At 72.6% G+C, this 17,967-nt stretch carries 14 protein-coding genes; 6 read left to right on the forward strand and 8 right to left on the reverse strand.

Annotated features, from left to right (window positions below):
* Positions 1 to 82 precede the first annotated feature (82 nt).
* Entirely contained in the window at positions 83 to 526 is a 444-nt protein-coding gene (locus ACZ4WQ_RS06035; protein WP_311729675.1) for a hypothetical protein, read from the forward strand.
* A 111-nt stretch (positions 527 to 637) separates the two neighbouring features.
* Here the strand turns inward: ACZ4WQ_RS06035 and ACZ4WQ_RS06040 are convergent, their stop codons facing one another.
* The 5 genes from ACZ4WQ_RS06040 to ACZ4WQ_RS06060 all read right to left on the reverse strand — a co-directional run bounded on the left by ACZ4WQ_RS06040 (position 638) and on the right by ACZ4WQ_RS06060 (position 10,000).
* The gene (locus ACZ4WQ_RS06040; protein ID WP_398370488.1) at positions 638 to 4,582 is read right to left on the reverse strand and encodes an ABC transporter ATP-binding protein; all 3,945 of its coding nucleotides are present in this window, start codon (positions 4,580 to 4,582) and stop codon (positions 638 to 640) included.
* A gap of 143 nt (positions 4,583 to 4,725) precedes the next feature.
* Positions 4,726 to 5,844, reverse strand: a complete 1,119-nt coding sequence (locus ACZ4WQ_RS06045) for an esterase-like activity of phytase family protein (protein WP_398369214.1) — start codon at positions 5,842 to 5,844, stop codon at positions 4,726 to 4,728.
* A gap of 103 nt (positions 5,845 to 5,947) precedes the next feature.
* Positions 5,948 to 6,238 (reverse strand): helix-turn-helix domain-containing protein, encoded by a 291-nt coding sequence (locus ACZ4WQ_RS06050; RefSeq protein ID WP_311729677.1) that lies wholly within the window; start codon positions 6,236 to 6,238, stop codon positions 5,948 to 5,950.
* A 105-nt stretch (positions 6,239 to 6,343) separates the two neighbouring features.
* A complete protein-coding gene (locus ACZ4WQ_RS06055) occupies positions 6,344 to 9,067 on the reverse strand; it encodes a discoidin domain-containing protein (protein ID WP_398369212.1) in 2,724 nt (907 codons plus the stop codon).
* Positions 9,068 to 9,151: 84 nt separating this feature from the next.
* The gene (locus ACZ4WQ_RS06060; protein ID WP_398370558.1) at positions 9,152 to 10,000 is read right to left on the reverse strand and encodes a hypothetical protein; all 849 of its coding nucleotides are present in this window, start codon (positions 9,998 to 10,000) and stop codon (positions 9,152 to 9,154) included.
* 180 nt (positions 10,001 to 10,180) lie between these two features.
* Here ACZ4WQ_RS06060 and ACZ4WQ_RS06065 point away from each other — a divergent pair, with 180 nt between their 5' ends.
* From ACZ4WQ_RS06065 to ACZ4WQ_RS06080, 4 genes are all read left to right on the forward strand, one after another.
* A complete protein-coding gene (locus ACZ4WQ_RS06065; protein ID WP_468022075.1) occupies positions 10,181 to 10,519 on the forward strand; it encodes an EamA family transporter in 339 nt (112 codons plus the stop codon).
* A gap of 130 nt (positions 10,520 to 10,649) precedes the next feature.
* Positions 10,650 to 11,915 (forward strand): M20 family metallopeptidase, encoded by a 1,266-nt coding sequence (locus ACZ4WQ_RS06070; RefSeq protein ID WP_398370486.1) that lies wholly within the window; start codon positions 10,650 to 10,652, stop codon positions 11,913 to 11,915.
* A 116-nt stretch (positions 11,916 to 12,031) separates the two neighbouring features.
* Entirely contained in the window at positions 12,032 to 12,679 is a 648-nt protein-coding gene (locus ACZ4WQ_RS06075; protein ID WP_358846941.1) for an acyl-CoA-like ligand-binding transcription factor, read from the forward strand.
* Positions 12,680 to 12,744: 65 nt separating this feature from the next.
* Positions 12,745 to 14,298 (forward strand): FAD-dependent monooxygenase, encoded by a 1,554-nt coding sequence (locus tag ACZ4WQ_RS06080; RefSeq protein WP_468022076.1) that lies wholly within the window; start codon positions 12,745 to 12,747, stop codon positions 14,296 to 14,298.
* 90 nt (positions 14,299 to 14,388) lie between these two features.
* Here ACZ4WQ_RS06080 and ACZ4WQ_RS06085 read toward each other — a convergent pair whose 3' ends face one another.
* Positions 14,389 to 15,240: a calcium-binding protein gene (locus ACZ4WQ_RS06085; protein ID WP_385340706.1), complete on the reverse strand. Its 852-nt coding sequence runs from the start codon at positions 15,238 to 15,240 to the stop codon at positions 14,389 to 14,391.
* 342 nt (positions 15,241 to 15,582) lie between these two features.
* On the opposite strand from ACZ4WQ_RS06085, the gene ACZ4WQ_RS06090 reads away from it, so the two are divergent.
* Positions 15,583 to 16,752: a serine hydrolase domain-containing protein gene (locus ACZ4WQ_RS06090; RefSeq protein WP_398369207.1), complete on the forward strand. Its 1,170-nt coding sequence runs from the start codon at positions 15,583 to 15,585 to the stop codon at positions 16,750 to 16,752.
* Positions 16,753 to 16,761: 9 nt separating this feature from the next.
* On the opposite strand, the gene ACZ4WQ_RS06095 is transcribed toward ACZ4WQ_RS06090, so the two are convergent.
* Both ACZ4WQ_RS06095 and ACZ4WQ_RS06100 read right to left on the reverse strand, forming a co-directional pair.
* Positions 16,762 to 17,745 carry an aldo/keto reductase gene (locus ACZ4WQ_RS06095; protein ID WP_311729684.1) on the reverse strand — a complete coding sequence of 328 codons (984 nt, stop codon included), beginning with the start codon at positions 17,743 to 17,745 and terminating at the stop codon, positions 16,762 to 16,764.
* Positions 17,742 to 17,963 (reverse strand): DUF397 domain-containing protein, encoded by a 222-nt coding sequence (locus ACZ4WQ_RS06100; protein ID WP_361182822.1) that lies wholly within the window; start codon positions 17,961 to 17,963, stop codon positions 17,742 to 17,744. Before ACZ4WQ_RS06100 ends, ACZ4WQ_RS06095 begins: the two co-directional genes overlap by 4 nt.
* Between the last annotated feature and the right edge of the window lie 4 nt (positions 17,964 to 17,967).

The raw sequence follows: 17,967 nt of genomic DNA on the forward strand, positions 1-17,967 counted from the left end.
ACCCGGCAACCGGAGCCCGAATACGGAGAGTTGTGGGCTCCGCCCTCTTTCGTAGCGGGCTGTGATGGCTCATCCTGCCTACATGGACCGAGACGAACGGCACGACCGGAGCGAACGGGCCGAGCGGCTGACCCAGTATCTGACCGAATTGCAGAACCGAATCGATCCTCGCTCGTTGGAGCTGCTCATGCGGCTGCTGCGCGAGCTGAGCACCTCACCGGCCGTCCACGGGGGGACGTACGAACTCGGCATGGGGCCGGAGGAGAAAGAGCTGTTCACCCCCGCTCTACAGGCGGAGCTGCTGGTGCTGTTCGGCCTGCTCACCTCCCAGGACGAGCGGGTGGTCGTCGACCTCGGCGACAGCCCGCACGCCAAGGGCATGAAGGTCCTGGTGCCCCAGGACCGGGCGGAGGACCCCGACTTCCTCCTCCGTCACAAGCAGCGGGTGGCCGCGGACGCGGAACAGCGGGAACGAGACCGGCGTGAGGTGGAGGGGATAGCCAGGGCCAGCGGTATGGAACCGTGATGTAACGGTGGGTAACATCGGCTGAATGCCGAGAGTCACCACGGGGGTTACGGGTAAATGCCGTCGGACGACGCCGTCAACAGACGACGCCGCCCTCGAGCGACGACACCATCAGGCGACGGCCGTCGGAGCCGTCTCCCCCGTGAAGGTGCGCCACAACTCGGCGTACCGACCATCGAGGGCCACCAACTCCTCGTGCGTACCGTCCTCGACGACCCGCCCGTGATCCAGGACCACCACCCGGTCCGCGCGGGCCGCGGTCGTCAGCCGGTGCGCGACGACCAGCGTGGTACGCCTGCCCGCCAGGCGGTCCGTGGCCTGGTTCACCAGGGCCTCGGTGGCCAGGTCGAGCGCGGCCGTGGCCTCGTCGAGCAGCAGGATGTCCGGGCCGACCAGCTCGGCGCGGGCCAGTGCGATGAGCTGGCGCTGCCCGGCTGACAGATTGCGCCCGCGCTCGGTGACCTCGTGCAGATAGCCGCCGTCGAGCGAGGCCACCATGGCGTGGGCGCCGACCGCGCGGGCCGCCGCCTCCACCTCCGCGTCGCTCGCGTCCGGGCGCCCGTACGCGATGGCGTCGCGCACCGTCCCGGGGAACAGATACGGCTCCTGCGGTACAACGCCCAGGCGGTTGCGGTACGCCGTGAGATCGAGCTCGCGCACATCCGTGCCGTCCACCCGCACGGCCCCGGCGGAGGGGTCGTAGAACCGCGCGACCAGCTTGACGAGCGTGGACTTGCCCGCGCCCGTCTCGCCGACGAAGGCGACGGTCTGCCCGGCGGGGATCGTCAGGTCGATGCCCGCCAGCGCCTCGTCGCCATCGTCCCCGTACCCGAAGCGCACCCCGTCGAAGGTGACCTCGCCGCGCAGCGCCCGCACCTCGCGCGGCGCGTCGGCGAGCGGGGTCTTCGTCGGCTCGCGCAGCAGCTCCTGGATGCGCCGCAGCGAGACGGTGGCCTGCTGGTAGCCGTCGAAGACCTGGGAGAGCTGCTGGACCGGGGCGAAGAACAGGTCGATGTAGAGGAGATAGGCGACCAGCGCGCCCGCCGTCAGCGTGTTGTCGCCGACCCGCCCGGCGCCGACGATCAGCACCAGCGCGGCCGCGACGGACGACAGCAGCTGGACGAAGGGGAAGTACACCGAGATCAGCCACTGGCCGCGCACCCGCGCCCGGCGGTACGCGTCGCTGCGCCCCGCGAACCGCTCCCGGCCCGCCCGCTCGCGGCGGAAGGCCTGCACGATGCGCAGTCCGGCCACGCTCTCCTGAAGGTCCGCGTTGACCACGCTGACCCGCTCGCGCGCCAGCTCGTACGTCTTGACGCTCTGCCGCCGGAAGAAGATCGTGCCGACGACGAGCAGCGGCAGCGCCGCGAACACCACGAGCGCCAGCTGGACGTCGATGATCAGCAGCGCGACCAGGATGCCGAAGAAGGTCAGCAGGGAGACGACGGCGGTGACCAGGCCGGTCTGGAGGAAGGTGGACAGCGCGTCCACGTCCGTGGTCATCCGGGTCATGATCTTGCCGGTCAGCTCGCGCTCGTAGTAGTCAAGACCGAGCCGCTGGAGCTGCGCGAAGATCTTCACCCGCAGCGAGTACAGGACGCGCTCGCCGGTCCGCCCGGTCATCCGCGTCTCGCCGATCTGCGCGGCCCACTGCGCGAGGACGACGACGAGCGCCAGCCCGGAGGCGGCCCACACCGCGCCCAGCGCCATCCGCTGGACGCCCTGGTCGATGCCGTGCCGGATGAGCACCGGCAGCAGCAGCCCGGCCAGCGCGTCGACCGCGACCAGCAGCAGGCTGACCGCGAGCGGCGCGCCGAACCCGCGCAGCAACTGCCGCAGCCCGTACGCCCGCTCGGGGCGCGCGGCCCGCTGCTCGTCGATGTCGGGCGTGTCGGTGGCGGGCGGCAGCGCCGCGACCTTGGCCAGCAGCTCGGGGGTGGCGGGCATCCCGGCGAGCGCCCCGGCCATTCCGGGGCCGGGGGCGGCAGCCGCGGCGGTGGCGGCGGGGGCCGCTCCGCCGCCGGGCAGGTCGCTGTCCCCGTCCGCGTCGGCGCGCCGCACCCACAGCTCGGGCGTCACGCCGTTTTCCGCCGCGTCGTCGTCGCCGTCCTGCCGCGCGAGAGTGCTGCTGATGACCGTACGGGCGCCCCAGCTCTCGCCGTCCGGGCCGGGTACGCCGTCGAGGTACGGCACGGCGAGCCCGGTGGCCGACGCCTCGCCGCCGAAGGCCCCGGCGACCGCCACCGCGCCGTCGCCGCCCACCGCGCCGGCCGCCACGCTGCCCGCCGGGTCGCGGGCGATCCCGCTGAGCTCGTCCGGGTCGGTCAGCAGCCGCCGGTAGAGCGCGCTGCGCTCCCGCAGCTCCTCGTGGGTGCCGATGTCGGCGAGGCGGCCGCGGTCGAGCACGGCGATGCGGTCGGCCAGGGCGAGGGTCGACAGGCGGTGGGCGATGAGCAGCGTCGTACGCCCCGCCATGACGCCCCGCAGCGCCTCGTGGATCTCGTGCTCGACCCGCGCGTCCACCGCCGATGTGGCGTCGTCGAGGACGAGCAGCCGCGGGTCGGTGAGGATCGCGCGGGCCAGGGCGACACGCTGGCGCTGGCCGCCGGAGAGGGTCAGGCCCTGCTCGCCGACCTCGGTGTCGTAGCCGTCGGGCAGCGCCGAGATGAAGCCGTCGGCCTGGGCGGCGCGGGCCGCGGCCCGGATCTGCTCCTCGGTCGCGTCGGGCTGCCCGTACGCGATGTTGGCGCGCACCGTGTCCGAGAACAGGAAGCTGTCCTCCGGCACCAGCCCGATCGCGGCGCGCAGCGATTCGTACGTCAGCTCGCGCACATCGTGGCCGCCGACCCGCACCGCCCCCGCCGACACGTCGTAGAAGCGGGGCAGCAGCAGCGCGAGGGTCGACTTGCCGCTGCCGGACGCGCCGACGACCGCGACCGTCTCGCCCGGCTCGATCCGCAGGGACAGGTCGTCGAGGACGGGGCGCTCGGCGTCGTAGCCGAAGGAGACGTGGTCGAACTCGACCGTCGCGGGGGCGTCGGCGGGCAGCTCCCGCGCGTCGGGGCGCTCCGCGATGGCGGGCTCGGTGTCGATCAGCTCGAAGACCCGCTCGGCACCGGCCCGCGCCTGCTGCCCGACCGTGAGGATCATCGTGAGCATCCGGACCGGCCCGACCAGTTGCGCGAGGTAGGTGGAGAAGGCCACGAAGGTGCCGAGGGTGACCTGGCCGCGGGTGGCCATCCAGCCGCCCAGCGCCAGCATGGCGACCTGGCCGAGGGCGGGCACGGCCTGGAGGGCGGGGGTGTAGCGGGAGTTCAGGCGGACGGTCCGCAGCCGGCCGGCGAACAGCCGGCGGCTGACCTCGCGGAGCTTCCCGGTCTCCTGCTCCTCCTGCCCGAACCCCTTGACCACGCGAACGCCGGTGACCGCCCCGTCCACGACCCCGGCGACCGCCGCCGCCTGCCCCTGGGCGTACCAGGTCGCGGGGAACAGGCGGGTGCGGCTGCGCGAGGCGATGAACCACAGCGCGGGGGCGACGGCGAGCGCGACGACGGTGAGCACCGGCGAGAGCACCGCCATCACGGCCAGCGAGATCACGAAGAGCAGGACGTTGCCGATCATCATCGGCACCATGAAGAGCAGCCCCTGGACGAGCTGGAGATCGCTGGTGGCCCGGCCGATGACCTGCCCGGTGCTCAGCTCGTCCTGGCGCCTGCCGTCGAACCGCGAGATCGCCGCGAACATCTCGGTGCGCAGCTCGTGCTGCACGTCCAGGGCGAGCCGGCCGCCGTAGTAGCGCCGGACGAAGGTGAGCCCGTAGACCACGAGCGCGGCGACGACCAGCAGCGTGGCCCAGGGCGCGAGCGAGCGGTCGTGCTTGACGATCACATCGTCGATGATCAGCTTCGTGACGAGCGGCACCAGCGCCGTCACGGCCATCCCGCCGAGCGAGGCGCCGAGGGCCAGAGTCACGTCGCGGCGGTACCGCCAGCAGTAGCGGATCAGCCGCCGCGCCCAGCCCTCCCGCGTATCCGCTGTATCCGCGTCGTCCGCCATCGCGTCCGCCACCCGTGACCTCCCGATCCGCCTTTGCTACCGGAAGACACCAACACCCTGGCGTGCGGATTTCATCCTGCCGCAACAAAACGGGGCCCGGGGGCTCGGCCCCTGGACCCCGCTGTGACCTGTGGTTCCCGCCCCTAGGACCCGCTGCTGGGCAGCTTGGCGGTCAGCGCGTACAGGCGGGTGATCTGCGCCACGTTCGCGTTGTCGTCGCTGACGAGCAGGAGCTTCAGCGTCCCTCCGGTGGCGCTGGTGACGGCCATGCCCTCGATGTTGTCGAGCAGCTTGTTGTGCTGGGACTGCTTGGCGGGCGCGCCGAGGTCGGGGCACTTGACGAGGTCGGCGAGCAGGGTCTTCTTCACCAGCTGGGCCGACCCGGGCAGGTTCTCGGTATTGGTGACGTCGGTCGCCCCGCTCAGATCGGCGAGGTAGAGGCGGACGGTGTTGCCACTCGGGGAATGGCCGCGCTCGATGACGAGGAGACGGCCGTCGGGAGTCGCGGCGATCTCGGAGATGCCGAGATCCTTGCTCGCGACGTCTGGATTCTTGTCGACCGCGTAGCCGTACTGCGCGGCGATCTTGAAGTCTTTCGCGCTCTGGCCCTGCTCCCGCTGCCAGCTCTGAAGCCGCACCAGCGTATGCCCCGCAGTGTCCTTGCCGTCCCCTTCCAGCGGCCCCTCCATGGAGGCGACGAGCGTCTTGCCGCCGGGCTGGAGGGTCAGCCCTTCGAGCGTCAGGTTCCTGTCGGGGGCCCGCCCGTCGGGCTTGACCAGCAGCCTCTTGGGCATGGGCAGCTTGACGGGATTGCGGCCGGACTCGTCATAGATCCGGATGGACGGCTCGATCTCGGACGTGACCAGGCGGGTCTTGTCGCTGTCGATCACCAGGGCCTCGGAGTCGAGTGAGGGATATCCCTGCTCGTCCCTGAGGTCGGTCACCCCGGTCGGCTCGGCGGTGGGGTTCCCGTTCTGGCTCTGTACCTTCAGGCGGAACAGCAGGGACCGGTCGGAGACCGCGGCGATGGAGCCGTCGTGGTCGACGGCGAGGCCGGAGAGGTTTCCGACGTACCTCTTCCGGAAGAGGGTCCCGTCGAGGGAGTCGGAGAAGCCGTCGACGTCCACGTTGTCGGAGCACTTGTGGTCGACGTTCTGGGCACGGGCGCGGGCGGTGGCGCTGCCACCCTCGACGCCCAGGGAGCTACAGAGCGCGAGGGCGGCGGTGGTGGTGGCGAGGGCGATGCGGAGACGGCGGCGCATGGGCGTTTCTCCTCGGTGGAATGCGTCCTGACCTGCGCGGCCGAGTTGGCCGACGCGGCCCGGACGCTAATTCGCCCAGCTGGAGCCCGGGTTGAGCGCCGCACTATGCCGCGGCGCCGGCCTCCGCCGGTGCGGCCTCCTCCGCCACCGTGACCGCCGCGCACCGCTCGGCCAGCTCGTCGAGCGTGAGCCCGAGCGTGCCGACCAGGGCGGCGATGGTGAAGAAGGCGGGGGTCGGGGCCCGGCCGGTCTCGATCTTGCGGAGGGTCTCGGCGGAGATCCCGGCCGCGGCGGCGATCTCGGCCATGCTCCGTTCTCCGCGGGCCTGGCGGAGGAGGAGGCCGAGGTGGCGGCCGCGTTCGCGTTCCAGCGGAGTGAGAGGGGTGCGCACCATGTCCGTGATACTAATGCCGGTATAAGAATTGGACCACTACACCATGTCGCCGCGCGCCACATGGACAGGCGCCACATGGACACGCACCAGGCCGCCTGGAGGCCGCTACCCCGCCGACGCCACGCTCAACTCCGCGATGCCCGCCCGCCGCTTGTCGTCCGCCGACCGCACGGTCACCCGCACATGGCGCGCGAGCGCCGAGCCCCCGGCAGAGCCCCACGTGTGCCAGGCCCGCCCGTCCAGCGACGTCTCCACCTCGTACGAGGCCGGGCGCGTCGCCGTCCACTCGGGTGTGATCTCCGCGATCCGTACGGCGCGTCCGAGGTCGGCGGTGAGCGAGCCCGACACGCCGTCGGGCACCCAGGCCGTCGCCGGGCTGCCGTCCAGCGCCGCCCCCGCGTACATCCCCGGCTCCTCGGAGGTCGCCATCGCCGGGCGGCACCGGGCGAGGTTGTCGGTCGGCGCCAGGTCCGGGCGGCGGGTCTTGAGGACGGCGGGGGCGCCGGCGCTCACCAGCCGCTCCCCCTCCGGGGTCTCGATCGTGAAGGGCGCGCCGTCCGTCAGCCGCACCTCGGTCTCGTGCGGGCCGAGCGCCACGTCGTAGGTGCGCCCCTGCCAGTGCAGCCCGCGCACCGTGACCCCGGCGGCGAGCTGGGGCGGCAGCATCGGGTCGAGCCGCACCCGGTCCTCGCGCAGCCGCAGGCCGGTCAGCCCGTGGGTGAAGACCTGGAGAAACCCGCCCTTGCCGGTGAGGAAGTCCTGGGCCGGGGAGCCGGACAGCGGGTCCGCGGCGCCCGCCTTCTGCCCGCGCGCCTCCGAGAACAGCTCGAACGGCCCGCGCGCGAACGGCCTGATGGCGCGCGTCAGATAGGTGTACGTCGAGCAGCCGGGCGCGCCGATGCCCGCCGCGTCGATGGCGTGCACCGAGTCGGTCATGGCCGGGCCGTCGGGGTCGGTGCGGGCGGCGTAGTAGTCGAGGGTGGCGGCGGCCGTCCGCGCGGACATCGGCCACTCCAGCGGATACATGAGCAGCACCGTGTCCGCCTGCTTGATCAGCGAGCCGTCGTAGCCCGCGTACTGGAGGAAGACGTCCTTCCGCGCGTCGTACGGGATGCGCAACCCGCCCGCGATCCGGTTCCATGCGGCGGGGGCCGACTCGCCGAGGACGCGCGCGGCGCGGGTCGCGGCGCGCAGGGCGGTGGCCGCGCCGGCGTTGGTGAAGACGCCGTCGTCGACGCCGTTGCTGTACTCGTCGGGGCCCGCGACGTCGTTGATGGAGTAGCTGCCGTCGGCGTTGCGCGTGACGCGGCCCGCCCAGAACTCGGCGATCCCCTTGAGCACCGGCCAGCCGCGCCCGCGCAGCCAGTCGGTGTCCCCCGTGGCCAGGTAGTACTGCCAGGCCGCGAGCGCGATATCGCTCTGGAGGTGGTTCTGGGTGCGGCAGTGCGGCGGGTCCCAGCTGTGGCACTCGGACCACAGATCGCCCCGGCTCGCGCTGGTCCAGCCGTAGAAGAGGCCGGGGTAGCCGAGCGCGCGCGCGTTGGCGCGGGCGGCGGCGCGGGTGCGGTAGCGGTACTCGACGACGGTCGCGGCGAGTTCGGGGTGGGCGGCGAGCAGCCCCGGATACATCCAGGTCTCGGCGTCCCAGAAGATCAGCCCGGCGTAGTTGTCGCTGGTCAGGCCGGTCGGGGAGATGCTGTCGCGGGTGCCGGGGCGGGTCGCGGACAGCAGTCCGTACTGCGCCGAGCGCAGCCACCGCCGCAGCTCCCCCGCCTCCTGCCCGCGCCCGGCCACCTCGATGTCCGCCCGCCACAGCCGGTCCCACGCGGCGGCGTGGCCCGCGAACAGCGCGGCCCAGCCCCGCCCCGCCGCCCCCTCCGCCGCGGCGCGGGCGGCGCCGCGCGGGGTGCGGGAGGTGAGGGCGGTGTCCACGCCGACGTATTTGGCCAGTTCGTAACTGCGGCCGCGCTCGACGGGGAAGGTGACGTACTGACGGGCCGACAGATCCTTGACGGGGCCCGCCCGGTGCGGCCCCTCGTCGCGTACGCCCGCGCCGGGCCGCAGCGTGGAGGCGACCGCCCCGTCGGTGTCCGTGCCGTCCGTACGGAACGCGACGTCCATCGTGCGGCCGCCGTAGCTGTAGCCGCTGCCGCCGGTCTGGCTGATCCGGCGGGCGCCGCGCCCGTCGATGCGGTCGGTGACGGTCGCCTCGCCGCTCCAGTGCGGGGTCATGCGCAGCCGTACGGCGCCCACATGGGCGTTGACGCGGTCGGCCAGCACGTCGTAGACGAGGTCGGTGGCGCGGCCGTCGGACGCGGTCCAGGTGAGGGAGGTGCGGACGAGGCCGCAGCGGAGGTGGAGCGTCTGGCGGTAGCGGGAGACGCGGCCGGTGGGGGTGTCGGAGGAGAAGGTCTCCGCGCCGGCGCCGCCGGTCGTCACGTCCAGGGACGTCCAGGTCGGGATGGCCGCGGCGACCTGCCGGTCCTCGGTCGTCGCGATGTTGTGCGCGTACAGCCCCGCGACGAAGGAGCCGTCGTAGCGCGGGGTGAACAGCGGCCAGCCGGTCTTGGCGCCGGTGGCGGCGTAGCCGGTGCCGTGGGGGGCCACGCGCTGGCCGAGATAGCCGTTGCCGACGACGGCGTCGAAGCCGCTGTCCGGATCGATCCGCGTCGCCGACAGCGCCCAGCCGTCGCCTTGTGCACAAGGGGCGTTGTACTCGGCGGGGGCGGCGGACGCCGGGGAATCCGGGGGGACCGCGGCGATCAGCGCGCCCGCGAGCAGCGGGGCGATCAGCCGGGCGGGGCGGGGCAGCCGGGGCGCGTGCGTCATGGTTCTCCGTCGTGGTTCGCCGGTGACGGTCGCAGCGACCATAGCGGCCACAAGGAGGCGAACGGGACGATACAACACATCACGTCAGCGTTTCGGCCGCGGAACACGAGTGTGGACGATACGCGGCTTCGGGCGGTCGAGCGTGCGCCGAAGGTAGTAGTGCCCCCAGGCCAGAAGCGCCGGGGCCTCCTCGGCCGCCCACCGCGCCGAGAGCGTGACCTCCCGCCCCTGCCCGAGCGCGTCGATGAGATCGTGCCAGGCCTCGGCCCGGCGCAGTTCGGGCTCGCGCTCGCGCGGATCGTCCCAGGGGTCTCCGATGAAACCGGCAAGCGCGCCGCCGCCCCTATGCGGACGTTCGTGCCACTCCTCGCGGGGAGGCGGATAGGGCGGGGGCGGCACGTCGGAGCCCGCCCGGGACAGGTCCGCCAGCACGCCCTCTTCGATCGCCCGGCGGTGGCCCACCTCCTCGACCCGGTCCCAGTCCCAGCGATAACGGCTGTACGCGAAACACGTCAGCTCCGGCACCAGCGCCTCGACCCGCCGCCACACCTCCTCGCTCCACGGCGGGCGCCCCACCGTCCCGTACAGAACGCACCGCATCCGCTGCCCCACCGCCGCCTTCACGGTGGCGACCAGCTCCTGCCAGCGGCTCTCCTTCCGCCTGCCACGCCCGCTCAGCCCCGGGTGGACGCCGACGCGGACCGGCTTCCGTCCGCGCAGGGCCAGGTCGAAGCGGCGCCGCTCACCCTCCCCGCCGAGCCAGGCGTAGTCCGCGGCCAGCACCTGGGCCAGCGGATAGCGCCGGGTCCGCAGGCCGGGGACGGGGTGGAGCCGCCATGTGACGCTCACCGCCTTCCCGTCGAAAGCCACCCGGGCCCAGAGGGTGCCCGCGCGCAGCGGGGGCGGCGGGGCCTGCCGAGAGGTCCGTCCCATCGCCGGATTGTCACACCGAGCGCGCGGACGGGGCGAGGGCCGAGCGGCCCTGTCGGCTCGGCCCTGGCCGCTGGTTGTGGGACGCCGCGGGGATCGCGCTCGCCACGCTCTCGGGGCTGTTGTTACGCCGCGTACTCGCTCATCGGCGGGCGGCTCATCCGGCGGGGGCACCCGTCCGGTGTGGTCATGGGTGCGATGTTCGGCGCGGCGGGGCTGCTGGTGCTGCCCGTCCTGCTCGCCGCCGGCACGGCCTGGCTCGCCACCGTCCGAGGTGCCGCGGTGGCCCTCCACCTCGGAGTGTTCCCCGCCTTCCTCGCCTATCGCCTCTTCGGCCACGGCCTGCGCCACACCCCGGCGGCGGTGGCCACCACCCTCAGCCTGGCCGAAGCCGCGGTGGCGGCGCTGCTGGGCGTCACGGTCGTGGGCGAGCGGCTGCCGGTGGTGTCCTGGTGCGGCCTGGCGGTCCTGGCCCTGGCACTGCTGGCGGCACCGAACCGGGCGGGCCGCGGCGCCTCGTGATGGCCGTGCTGGGGCTACCCCCACCCCCACGTGGTGGTCAGCCGGATGGGCGGTGGCACCCGCGAGCGGCGATGGTGTGTCGAACGTTCCGGAAGACCACATGAAGGATCAGGAAACGGTGAAAGAGCCCATGAAGCACGCCCTCACGCGCCGCTCACTGCTCACCGGCGCGACGGCCACCGCCGCGGGAATCGGCTGGGGAACCGCGGGGACGGCCGCCGCCGGCGGGCGGGGGCGGCCGGTGGCGCAGGGGGCGGTGGACGCCCAAGTGGCGCGCCTGGAGCCCGGGCTGATCGAGCTGCGGCGCGACATCCACCAACACCCCGAAGCGCCGGGGCAGGAGCAGCGGACCGCGGGCGTGGTGGCCCGGGAGCTGCGGGCCGCCGGGCTGGCCGTCACCACCGGGGTGGGCGGCCACGGCGTCGTCGGCGTCCTGCACGGCTCGCTGCCGGGCCGCACCGTCGCGTACCGGGCGGACATGGACGCGGTGCCGCCCGGGGACATCGTCGGGGGCGGCCCGGCGGCGGCCCACCTCTGCGGCCACGACATCCACACCACGGTGGCCCTCGGCGTGGCGAAGGTCCTGGCCCGGCTGCGGCGTCAGCTCAGCGGGACGGTGGTGTTCCTCTTCCAGCCCGCCGAGGAGGCCCTGGCCGGGGCTCGCGCGATGATCGACGCGGGCGTGCTCGAGCACACCCGCGTCGAGGAGATCCACGCGCTGCACTGCGGGCCGTTCCCGGTCGGGCGGTTCGCCGTGACCCCGGGCTACGGGCTGCCGGGCCAGGACCGCGCGGAGGTGACCCTCTCGGGGCCGGACGCGCCCGACGCCGCGCGGCGCCTGGCCGCCGAGATCGGCGCGCTCGCCACGGTGGCGCCGCCGCAGACCCCCGCCGACCTGGAGCGCATGGTCGCCGACGTCCAGACGCCCGACGGGCCGCTGGCCCGGTTCGTGGCCGTCCGGGCCAGGGCGCAGGAGGCCAAGGTGAGCGTGTCCTACCGCTGCTGGCCGCAGGAGCGTTACGCGGAGGTCCGCGCGGACATCCGGCGGCTGGCCATGTCGTACGCAGGGACCGGGGTGAGCTTCCCCGGCGAGCCGTTCCCCGCCATGGTCTGCCCCGAACCGGACGCCCGCGCCCTCGCTCGCCACCTCCGTCGCGAACTCGGCGGGGACCCGGTCACCGAACTCCACGCCGCCTTCCCGTTCAACGGCGAGGACTTCGCCCTCTACCTGGACCGCGTCCCGGGCACCTACACCTTCCTCGGCGTCCGCGCCCCCGGCGCGCCCATCACCGCCTGCTACCCGCACTACCCCGACTTCCTCCCGGACGAGCGCGCGATCGGCGTCGGCGTACGGGCGATGGCGGGCTGGGTCGCGCAGCGGACCCGCGGGGCGTGAGGCCGCCCCGGCGGGTCCGGTGACAGAGCCATGAGCACCGGTCATCGCAGCCAGCCCAAAAACTTGCCGTTCTGGAAATCTTGCCTCATCGGCAATATTTGCCCTACGCTGCTCGCATGGCACCCGCAGACGAGAACCGCACGACCGGGCAGCCCGGACTCCGCGAGCGCAAGAAGCGGCAGACCCGGGTCGCGCTGAGCCAGGCGGCGATCCGACTGTGCGTCCTGCACGGCTGGGCCAACGTGACCGTCGAACAGATCGCCGCCGAGGCCGACGTCTCGGTGCGCACCTTCCGCAACTACTTCGCCGGCAAGGCCGAGGCGATCGCCGCCAGCCACGTGGAGCGGATGCTCCGGGTGGCCGACGACCTGCTCGCCCGCCCGGCCGGCGAACCGCTGTGGGACTCGCTGCTGCACGCCGTCCTGGACCAGTTCGTACCGCCGGAGGGCTCGGCGCAGCAGGACTCCGCGCCGCAGAACGAGCGTTGGCGTGCCGGGGTGCGGCTGATGCTGGCCGAACCCGCGCTGGCCGGTGAGATCGTCAAGGCCAACGCGGCCGCCCAGGAGGAGCTGACCAAGGCCGTCGCGCGGCGCACCGGCACCGACGCGGAACGCGACGTCTACCCGAAGTTGGTCGCCTCCGTGGTCGCGGCCGGCAGCGCGGTGGCGGTCGAGCACAGCCTGCGCGCCGAGAAGCCCGCGCCGCTCGGCGCGATCCTGGCCCAGGTCTTCGAGCAGCTCGCCGCCGGCCTGCCCGTCCCGTAGCCAACAGCGGCGGCCGACGCGCTTCCGGTGCCGCCCTTCCCCGTTCGCACCAAGGAGATCCGACCGTGACAGCCGACGTGACAGCCGACGTGATCATTGTGGGAGGCGGTCCTAACGGGCTGATGCTGGCCTGCGAACTCAGCCTGGCCGGCATCCGCCCGATCGTCCTGGAGCAGCTCCTTCAGCCCAGCACCGAACCCAAGGCCAACGGCCTGCTGGGCCAGGTAGTGCGCCTGGTGGACCACCGCGGTCTGCACGAGCGGCTCAGCGGCAGCCCGGAACCCCCGCAGCCGAACACCGCCTACTTCATGTTCGCCGCCATGGGCCTCAACCTCGGCCTGCTGGACGACAGTCCGGTGTTCGGCCTCGCCGCCCCGCAACACCGCATCGTCGAGGTCCTGGAGGAGCACGCCCGTACCCTCGGCGTCGACCTGCGACGCGGACACCGGGTCAGCGCCGTCACCCAGGACGAGGACGCCGTCACGCTCGACGTCACCGGACCCGACGGCGACCAGCGGCTCCACGCCCACTACGTGGTCGGCGCGGACGGTGCGCACAGCGTGATCCGCAAGCTCACCGGCATCGACTTCCCCGGCGTCAGCTACGACCGCCGCACCAACCGCACCGCCCACGCCACCGTCCCGGCCGACTGGATCGACCCGGTCAACGGCGCCCTCGCCATCCCCGGCCATGGGCCGGTCCTGCCCTTCCTGCCGCACCGCACCGAACAGGGCGGCTTCTCCTACGCGCCGTTCCCCGGACTGCCGCCGCTGGTCAGCACCACCGAGTGGGACCAGCCCGCCACGGACGAGCCGATGACCCTGGCCGAAATGGAGGCCAGTATCCGGCGGGTCCTCGGCGTGGACCTGCCGCTCGGCCCGCCGGACGGAGCGGGCCCGCATGTGCTGCGGCGGCTGACCGGCGGCAACACCCGGGTCGCCGACCGGTTCCGGGACCGCCGGGTCCTTCTGATCGGCGACGCCGCCCACGTCTACGCCTCCGGCGGCGGCCCCGGGCTGAACCTCGGCCTCCAGGACGCCGTCAACCTCGGCTGGAAGCTCGCCGCGACGCTGCGCGACACCGCCCCACAGGGCCTGCTCGACACCTACGACACCGAGCGCCGCCAGGCGGCCCGCCGCATGGTGCTCAACGCCCAGGCGCAGTCCGCGCTCGACGCCCCGGGCAGCGACACCACAGGCCTGCGCGAACTCTTCACCGAACTGCTCAGCCACAAGCCGGTCGTCCAGCACCTCGCCGACCTGATCGCGGGCACCGATGTGCGCTACGACATGGGCATCGCCGACCCCCACCCCGCAGTCGGCTACTTCGCACCGGAACTGGAGCTGATCGCCGACACGGGGAAGGTCCGGATCGCCGAAATAGCGCGAGACGCCCGACCGTTGCTCGTCGACCTGACCGAGGACCATTCACTGGCGGCCATACTGGCGGGCGATCAGGACGCCGTCTCCCCCGTTGTCGCGCAGGGCGGCCCGGTCGGCCTCACCGGCCTGCTGATCCGCCCGGACGGCTATGTCGCCTGGGCCTGCGGCTCGCCCCGACCCGACGCAACCGAGCTGGCCGGCCTGCGGTCGGCTGTCCAACGCTGGTTCGGCGTCTGAGTTTGCGGTGAGTTCAGGACAACGACACGCCGTGGCGACGGCGTGTCGCTGTCCCATATCCACCACAGAATCAGGGCGACCCCGCTCGGGTCAGTCCTGGTAGACCTTGTTGGTGCCCGGGCCGCCCGAGAGCGTGTCCGTGCCCGGGCCGCCGTACAGCGTGTCGTTTCCGCTGTTGCCGTAGATCGTGTCGTTGCCCTGCTCGCCGTAGAGGATGTCGTCGCCCCGGCCGCCGTAGATGTGGTCGGCGTCGGACAGGCCGTGGATCACATCGTTCCCGTCCTCGCCGTACATGTTGTTCTCTGTGTCGTTGGTGCCTCCGGACATGGAGTCGTTGCCGGGACCGCCGTAGCAGTCCATCGCACAGTTGGTGATGGTGTCGTCGCCGGCATCGCCGTAGGGGCCGACGCTCCAGACACCGCCGCCGCCGTCGAGGCGGTCGTCGCCGTCGCCGCCGTGGAGCACATCCCGCGCGGAGCCCTTGATGACGTCGTCGCCGGCACCGCCGTAGATCGAGGAGTAGGCGGGGCTGTCGGCGTCGACGGTCGCGGTGTCGTCGCCGTCACCGAGGTTGACGTCGAAGTTGTCCGAGTCGTCGGAGCCCAGGGGGACCATGGTCGCGCACCGGACGACGGTGTGGTCGGCCGCCGAGGGGTACGTGCACTCGTCGGCGGTCGCCGCGCTCGGGTCGATGGTGATGGCACCCCGGTCGCGGAAGGTGATGATGTAGTACGACTCCCACTCGCCCCGCTGTTCGATCTCTTCGGAGATCGTGAGCTTGTTCGTCTGTCCGGGGGCGCCCTTGTACCAGAGCTCGCCGTCCTCGTGGACGACGGAGGCCACCGGTGTGGCCGCCTGGGCGGCGGGTGCCGCGAATAAGGCTCCGCCGAGGGCGAGGGCGAGCGTGGAGGTGGCGGCGATGATTCCGTGCTTGCTACGCATGCAGAAGTGATCCTTCGCGGAACGGGGGTGAATCGGCCGGTGTCTTCGGCCGGTGACTTTCGAACACCCGCGTAGACATGGCTCCGGGGGCGGGGGTTGTGCCGGAAAACGCGCTTCGGCTGCCCGGGGCGAACATGTCATTCCGGAGCTTCCTGGTGTTCTCTTGCGAGGCACCGGGAGGCAACCCTTACGGGCGGGCCCCTGTGGCCGAGGGGACTTTCAGGGGTGTGTCCCGGGGGACTGCTCAGGGTGATCCCCGATGGCTCCTGCGGTCGGGCCGGGCAGAGTTGCCCGCGGTTCACCGTTACCCGGTTCTGTGGCAACACCCTTGGGAGCAGCCTGATGCACCACCGCCCGTCCGCCCTCCGCCGCCTGGCCGTGACCGGCGTCGCCCTCGCCGCGATCACCGCGGGTACGTGCGTTCCCGCAGCGATGGCGTCTGCCGCGGGGCCGCAACAGGCGGCGGTCGCCGACTCGTTCGACCCCGCGCCGATGCGCGATCTGCTCGCCCGCCTCCCCGATCCGGTTGTCGCCGGTGCGCTGGTCAGGGTGGCGGGGGACGGCCCGGCGATGCCGTGGGCCGGAACCGCGGGGGAGGTGTCCCGGGACGCTCACTTCCGCATCGGCAGCGTGACGAAGATCTTCACCAGCACGGTCGTGCTCCAGCTGGCCGCCGGGCACCGGATCGCCGTCGACGCGCCCGTCCGGCGCTATCTGCCCGACCTCATCCCGGCCGCATACGGCGCGGTCACCGTGCGCGAACTCATGGACCACACCAGCGGCCTGCCGGCCCCGGCCGGCATACCCGGGCCTGCCGACGGTCCCGGTTGGTGGCAGAAGAGCGTGTCGCCGCGGGACGTGGTGCGCAATGCGTTCGCAGCCGCCGCGAGCCAGGGGACGCAGCCGACCGAGCCCGACAGTGTCCAGCAGTACAACGGCGTCAACACATTCGTCCTCGGCCTGCTGGTCGAAAAGGTGACCGGCCGCAGCTTCAACGACGAACTCACCCGCCGCATCATCCTGCCGCTGGGGCTGCGCGACACCAGCCTCCCCGCATCGGACGACCTGTCGATCGCCACACCGCACGCTCGCGTCTACGTCGGTGCCGACGAGGTGACCGAGCAGAGCCCCTGGGCCTGGGCCGAGGGCGGAATGATCTCCACCGCCGCCGATCTGGACCGGTTCATGACCGCCCTGTTCCGCGGCCGGCTCCTCCCGCCCGCCCAGCAGAAGCTGGCGTTCACCGTGCCCAACGTAGCCAGCGCGCCGACCAACACGCACTGCATCAACGGAACGAGCTGCTTCAGCGCCGGCGGCCTGATGCGGGTCACGCTCGACAACGGCGTCACCGTGTGGGGCAAGACCGGCTCCCTCCCGGGGTGGACCAACGGCGTGTTCGCCACCCGCGACCTGACACGCCGTGTGGTCTACTCCCTCAACCCCACGGGCACCGCCTCCGAACGGCCCTACGTCATGGCCGTCATCAACGCCGCCTTCGAGCACGCCGGTTGAATTCAGGCCCTATGCAGTGGTTGGCGCCCGCTCGTCGAGCAGCCCCTCGCCCCGCAGATCGGCCCACACCCCGTCCGGGATCTCGGCCCCGAACGACTCGACGTTGCTCCGCGCCTCCTCGACGGTGCGCATGCCCACGACGATGCCCGCGACGACCGGATGCCGCAGCGGAAACGCCATCGCCACCTGCGGCAACGTCACGCCGTGTGCCTCGCAGACATCCGCGATGCGATGCGTCCGGCCGACCAGCTCCTGCGAGGCGGGCGCGTACTCGAAGTGCGCGCCTTCGGCCGGGCGCGGGGTGGCGAGCAGACCCGAGTTGAAGATCGACGCCGCGAGTACGGAGACGCCGCGCTCGGTACATGCGGGCAGCAGGTCGTCGAGGGCGTTGTGCTGGAGGAGGGTGTAGTAGCCGGACAGCATCACCGCGTCCACGTCCGCCTCTTGGACCAGCTTGGTGAGCATGCCGGTGTGGTACATCCCCGCCCCGATGGCTCCTACGACGCCCTCGGCGCGCAGCTCGGCGAGCGCGGGGTAGCCCGTGCGCAGCGCGTCCTCGAAGTGTTTCTCCGCGTCGTGGAGGAAGAGCATGTCGATGCGGTCGACGCCCATACGGGTGAGGGAGTCCTCGACGCTGCGGCGTACACCGTCGCGGGAGAAGTCCCACACGCGGCGGTGTGTGGCGGGCACCTGGAACGCGTCGTCCATGCGGCCCGCCGGGTCCTGCGGGACGAGCAGCCTGCCGACCTTCGTCGACAGCGTGAACTCGTCGCGCGGCTTGTCACGGAGGAGCTCGCCCATCCGGCGCTCGGAGTGGCCGATGCCGTAGTGGGGCGAGGTGTCGAAGTACCGGATGCCGAGGTCCCACCCCTCGGCCAGCGCCCCGGCCGCGGTCTCGTCGTCCAGCGCCTCGAAGAGCCCACCCAGCGGCCCGCCCCCGAACCCCAGCTCCGTAACCTCGACCGCGCTGCGCCCGAGCCGGTTCGTCCTCATCCCGCGGATCCTCCTCGTGCCACGGCCAGGTGGTCGAAGTCCCCTGCCTTCACGGCGGCTATGAACGCGGCGAGGCCGGGGCGGGTGGCGGCGAGGACGACGTGGGGGTCGTCGCTCTCGCGTATGAGGGTGGTGTCGGCGCGCCGGGCGAACTCGACGCAGTTCGGCCCGTCGCCGCCCGAGAAGGACGACTTCCGCCACCGGATCGAAGTACTCATGACC

Source organism: Streptomyces sp. NPDC028305, from assembly GCF_055569495.1.

Coding starts and splice junctions, on each gene's coding strand:
- ACZ4WQ_RS06035 (WP_311729675.1), top strand. CDS start 83: ATGGACCGAGACGAACGGCACGACCGGAGCGAACGGGCCGAGCGGCTG.
- ACZ4WQ_RS06040 (WP_398370488.1), bottom strand. CDS start 4,582: ATGGCGGACGACGCGGATACAGCGGATACGCGGGAGGGCTGGGCGCGG.
- ACZ4WQ_RS06045 (WP_398369214.1), bottom strand. CDS start 5,844: ATGCGCCGCCGTCTCCGCATCGCCCTCGCCACCACCACCGCCGCCCTC.
- ACZ4WQ_RS06050 (WP_311729677.1), bottom strand. CDS start 6,238: ATGGTGCGCACCCCTCTCACTCCGCTGGAACGCGAACGCGGCCGCCAC.
- ACZ4WQ_RS06055 (WP_398369212.1), bottom strand. CDS start 9,067: ATGACGCACGCGCCCCGGCTGCCCCGCCCCGCCCGGCTGATCGCCCCG.
- ACZ4WQ_RS06060 (WP_398370558.1), bottom strand. CDS start 10,000: ATGGGACGGACCTCTCGGCAGGCCCCGCCGCCCCCGCTGCGCGCGGGC.
- ACZ4WQ_RS06070 (WP_398370486.1), top strand. CDS start 10,650: ATGAAGCACGCCCTCACGCGCCGCTCACTGCTCACCGGCGCGACGGCC.
- ACZ4WQ_RS06075 (WP_358846941.1), top strand. CDS start 12,032: ATGGCACCCGCAGACGAGAACCGCACGACCGGGCAGCCCGGACTCCGC.
- ACZ4WQ_RS06085 (WP_385340706.1), bottom strand. CDS start 15,240: ATGCGTAGCAAGCACGGAATCATCGCCGCCACCTCCACGCTCGCCCTC.
- ACZ4WQ_RS06090 (WP_398369207.1), top strand. CDS start 15,583: ATGCACCACCGCCCGTCCGCCCTCCGCCGCCTGGCCGTGACCGGCGTC.
- ACZ4WQ_RS06095 (WP_311729684.1), bottom strand. CDS start 17,745: ATGAGGACGAACCGGCTCGGGCGCAGCGCGGTCGAGGTTACGGAGCTG.
- ACZ4WQ_RS06100 (WP_361182822.1), bottom strand. CDS start 17,963: ATGAGTACTTCGATCCGGTGGCGGAAGTCGTCCTTCTCGGGCGGCGAC.